Raw genomic sequence first — 3943 nt, 5'->3', positions numbered from 1 at the left:
ACCATCGGTTACGGACTGCCGGACTTCGCAGAGGAACTCAACTACGGAGTCGATCTATCAACCATCTGAGGGTGGTATCAGATTGATGGGGTGAAGGTGCCCCATCAACCATTAAATCCGTATACCCTGTTGAAATTGCAGGGCTAGTGCAGCCAGCACCTGGCCCACGCTTTAGCCGGACGCCGGGTCAGATTCGCAATCTGGCGCCTGCGGCTGGAGAGCATAGCCAAGAAGTGCTCAGCGCAGCCGGCATCAGTAACCAGCGCATAATGTCTTTGCTCGAGAGTGGTGCTGTGTATGCCTGTAAATAGCAAGCAAGAGAGCCGCCGCCTTGTGCACACGCGGCAGTTCTTGTCTCGCGGCTATGAGCGTGATGATGGGCTCTGGGATATTGAGACAATACTCACCGATACCAAACCCTTTGAGGTGGCGCTGATTGAGCGACCGGTAATTCCTGCTGAGGAGCCGATACACGGGATAACGTTGATACTCACGGTGGATCGAACGCTGATAATACAAGCGGCGAGTCTGATGTTTTCACATTCGCCTTATAGCGTCTGCGGCAATATTGCCAAGAGCTACCAGCAATTAGTCGGGATGCGAATCGAACCTGGCTTTCTTCAGGCAGCAAAAAGCCTGTTTAAAGGTACCAAAGGCTGTACCCATTCTACTGAGATGATAGGAATCGCTGCCAGCACAGCTTTCCAAACCTTGTGGAATCAGATGAATACAGAGCAAGACTTTGATACTTCAAAAGAACTGCCGAAATTTGCGGTAGGAGGGTGCCATGCTCTGGACGTGCAGGGATCAATTGTCAGGCAATATGCTAGAAATAGCCACAGCCCTGGGTGACAGCCAGCAGGTAAGGAGGTGACATGCAAAAGATTATCGAGCAGGTTGCAGAAGATCCCTATGCTTGTTTTTTAGGTGTGACCGTTGGCGAGGCCAGTGCCGACTCAGTTGAGTGCGAGCTGATCATTGAAAGCCACATGCTCAACTTCATGGGTATACCGCATGGCGGCTTACTGTTCTCACTGGCGGATATCGCGCTGTCAATATTGGCTTGCGCAGAGCATATGCCAGCGGTTGGGGTGAGCGTGACGGGTAACTACTTCAAAACCACCAAGGTAGGCGCGCGGGTGGTCGCCAAAGCTCGCAAGGTGTCTTCAGGACGGAGGTTCAGCACTTTTGCCGCTGATGTGACAGCCGAAGGGGTACTGTTAGCCTCCTTTACTGGCACCTGTTACAAGATGTTCGATCGAAAATCTTGATTTCAAGCTAAGACCCATATAGTCATTGTAAGCGTGATGTTATGCAGGCTTCCATTCAAAAGGTAAGCGTCCGGTGATCCCGTCTTGAGGCTGTCTCCGTAGCCGTCAGGATAGTGTCCACTTATTTTCCAGTGGACACTATCCATGAGCTCATTAAGCGTAATCAGTCCTACCCGCACCCGCCGCCGCTTTTCCCGAGAATTCAAAGCCCAGATCGTTGCGCAGTGCCAGCAGCCAGGCGTTTCGGTGGCCCGCATCGCCTTGGATAATGATCTCAATGCCAATCTGGTCAGGCGTTGGATTAGCCTGGCACGAAATAATGACGTGCAGTCGGCAACGCCTGGGTTTGTTCCAGTAAACCTGCCCGCACTGCCTTCGATGCCTGCCAACCGTTCAGCCACCCATTCGAGCAACACCATCCGCATTGAGATTCCCCGTGCCAGCGGTGCCGTTGTGGTGGAATGGCCTGCAGAGCAGGCCCATCAGGGCATCGTTCTGTTACGCGATTTGCTGGCATGATCCGGATCGATGAGATCTGGCTGGCAACCGAGCCACTGGATATGCGGGCCGGTGCCGATACGGCACTGGCCCGGGTAGTTCAGGTGTTTGGCTCAGCCAGACCACACTGCGCCTATCTGTTTGCCAACAAACGAGCTAACCGAATGAAGGTGATGGTTCATGATGGCTTGGGCATCTGGCTGTGTGCCCGGCGATTGAACCGGGGCAAGTTCCACTGGGGCGAAGCCTGGCGCGGCGAGCGTCTGCAGCTGACCGATGAGCAGGTCATGGCGCTGGTTCAGGGGCTGCCTTGGCAGCGCCTTGGTGCAGCAGGCGTCATCTCGGTGCTGTAACCACAACCTGGGCAGTAGAGCCATCACCAGATAGGGGAATCGCGAAGAGGTCTGGAGCTTGGCATACTGCCGGCCATGACTCAGCGACCCGACCTCAACCAGTTCTCTGCCGACCAGCTCCGCGCCCTCGCGATGGAACTGCTTGATCGAGTGGAGAGCAAGGAAAGGGTTCTGGCTCACCGCGATGCGGTGATTGAGAAACTGACCCACGAAATAGCCATCCTCAAGCGCAACAAGTTCGCCCGTCGCAGCGAACAGCTGGATGGACATCAAGGGCTGCTGCTGGAAGAGCTGATGGACAGCGACATTGCAGCCATCGAGGCCGAATTGGCCGAGCTCACAGAGACCCTGTCTCCTGACGCCAAACCCAAGCAACAGCCCAAACGTGCCCCGCTGCCAGCAGAACTGCCCCGGACACTGATCCATCACGAGCCCGAGAACACACAATGCCGCTGTGGATGCCAGCTCAAACGCATCGGCGAAGACATCAGCGAAAAGCTGGATTATGTGCCGGGTGTGTTTACCGTTGAACGCCATATCCGTGGCAAGTGGGTCTGCAGCCAATGCGACACCCTGATCCAGGCGCCAGTTCCGGCACAGGTCATCGACAAGGGCATTCCGACCTCCGGCCTGCTGGCCCAAGTACTGGTAGCCAAATACGCTGATCATCTGCCGCTATATCGCCAAGAACGCATCTTTGGCCGCGCGGGCCTCACCATTGCACGCTCCACTCTGGCTGCCTGGGTAGGTGCTTGCGGCGTCCAACTGCAACCACTGGTGGATGCCTTAAGAACAACGCTGCTGGATCACAGCGTTCTGCATGCCGACGAAACGCCGGTCAGTATGCTGGCTCCCGGCAAGAAGAAAACCCACAAGGCGTACGTCTGGGCCTACTGCACGACACCCTTTGCAGACATCAAAGCGGTGATATACACGTTCGCTCCAAGTCGAGCGGGTGAGCATGCCCGCACCTTCCTTGGCGACTGGCAAGGTAAGCTGGTGTGTGACGATTACGCGGGTTACAAAGCCGGGTTCAATGCAGGGATCATCGAAATCGGCTGCATGGCCCACGCTCGACGCAAGTTCTTCGACCTGCACGCTGCCAATCAGAGTGTGCTGGCTGAGCAGGCACTGGAATACATCAAACTGTTGTACCAGGTGGAGCAGGAAGCCAAAGACCTGACACCAGAACAGCGCCAGATCATGAGGGCCACGCAAGCCAGACCCATTGCCGAGGCGCTGCATAAATGGATGCTGGCTCAGCGGCAAAAGATACCGGACGGGACAGGCACGGCCAGAGCCCTGGATTACAGCCTGAAACGCTGGACAGCACTGACGCGCTACCTGGATGATGGCGCCGTGCCGATCGACAACAACTGGGTTGAAAATCAGATCCGGCCTTGGGCACTGGGCCGCAGCAACTGGTTGTTCGCCGGATCGCTACGCAGTGGTCAGCGCGCCGCTGCGGTCATGACCCTGATCCAGTCAGCCAAGCTGAATGGCCGTGATCCCTATGCCTACCTGAAAGATGTGCTGAGTCGACTGCCTACGCAGAAGAACAGCGCCATCAACGAGTTACTGCCGCATAACTGGAAACCGGCTATCAACGGGTGATCGCCGGACGCTTACTTCAAAAGGACGCTTGCCCGCAGGCGTGCATCAACGCGCCTGGGGATACGAGGGTAAAAGTTTTTGGGTATACGGATTTAATGGTTGATGGGGCACCTTCACCCCATCAATCTGATACCACCCTCAGATGGTTGATAGATCGACTCCGTAGTTGAGTTCCTCTGCGAAGTCCGGCAGTCCGTAACCGATGGT

5 protein-coding genes are annotated in these 3943 nt (G+C 55.9%); all 5 read left to right on the top strand.

Annotated elements, in window-relative coordinates; translation table 11 throughout:
• Nucleotides 1-297: 297 nt before the first annotated feature.
• Complete coding sequence (locus EF096_RS20005; protein ID WP_123891497.1) at nucleotides 298-852, top strand: DUF2889 domain-containing protein; 555 nt, start codon at nucleotides 298-300, stop codon at nucleotides 850-852.
• A 23-nt stretch (nucleotides 853-875) separates the two neighbouring features.
• On the top strand, nucleotides 876-1271 hold the full coding sequence (locus EF096_RS20000; RefSeq protein WP_123891496.1) for a PaaI family thioesterase: 396 nt from the start codon (nucleotides 876-878) through the stop codon (nucleotides 1269-1271).
• 144 nt (nucleotides 1272-1415) lie between these two features.
• A complete protein-coding gene (gene tnpA, locus EF096_RS19995) occupies nucleotides 1416-1790 on the top strand; it encodes an IS66-like element accessory protein TnpA (RefSeq protein WP_123891495.1) in 375 nt (124 codons plus the stop codon).
• A complete protein-coding gene (gene tnpB / locus EF096_RS19990; protein WP_158611328.1) occupies nucleotides 1787-2122 on the top strand; it encodes an IS66 family insertion sequence element accessory protein TnpB in 336 nt (111 codons plus the stop codon). The genes tnpA and tnpB overlap by 4 nt, the downstream gene beginning before the upstream one ends.
• Before the next feature lie 75 nt (nucleotides 2123-2197).
• Complete coding sequence (gene tnpC / locus EF096_RS19985; protein WP_123891493.1) at nucleotides 2198-3736, top strand: IS66 family transposase; 1539 nt, start codon at nucleotides 2198-2200, stop codon at nucleotides 3734-3736.
• The last annotated feature ends 207 nt before the right edge of the window (nucleotides 3737-3943 follow it).

Source organism: Pseudomonas neustonica (assembly GCF_003797945.1).
In the GTDB taxonomy this organism is placed as follows: domain Bacteria; phylum Pseudomonadota; class Gammaproteobacteria; order Pseudomonadales; family Pseudomonadaceae; genus Halopseudomonas; species Halopseudomonas neustonica.
The sequence above is the reverse complement of the archived record's forward strand: the minus strand, read 5'-3'. Positions and strand labels throughout refer to the sequence as shown.

Excerpts from the sequence above, each read along its gene's own strand:
- tnpB (WP_158611328.1), top strand. The coding sequence starts at position 1,787 with ATGATCCGGATCGATGAGATCTGGCTGGCAACCGAGCCACTGGATATG.
- tnpC (WP_123891493.1), top strand. The coding sequence starts at position 2,198 with ATGACTCAGCGACCCGACCTCAACCAGTTCTCTGCCGACCAGCTCCGC.
- tnpA (WP_123891495.1), top strand. The coding sequence starts at position 1,416 with ATGAGCTCATTAAGCGTAATCAGTCCTACCCGCACCCGCCGCCGCTTT.
- EF096_RS20000 (WP_123891496.1), top strand. The coding sequence starts at position 876 with ATGCAAAAGATTATCGAGCAGGTTGCAGAAGATCCCTATGCTTGTTTT.
- EF096_RS20005 (WP_123891497.1), top strand. The coding sequence starts at position 298 with ATGCCTGTAAATAGCAAGCAAGAGAGCCGCCGCCTTGTGCACACGCGG.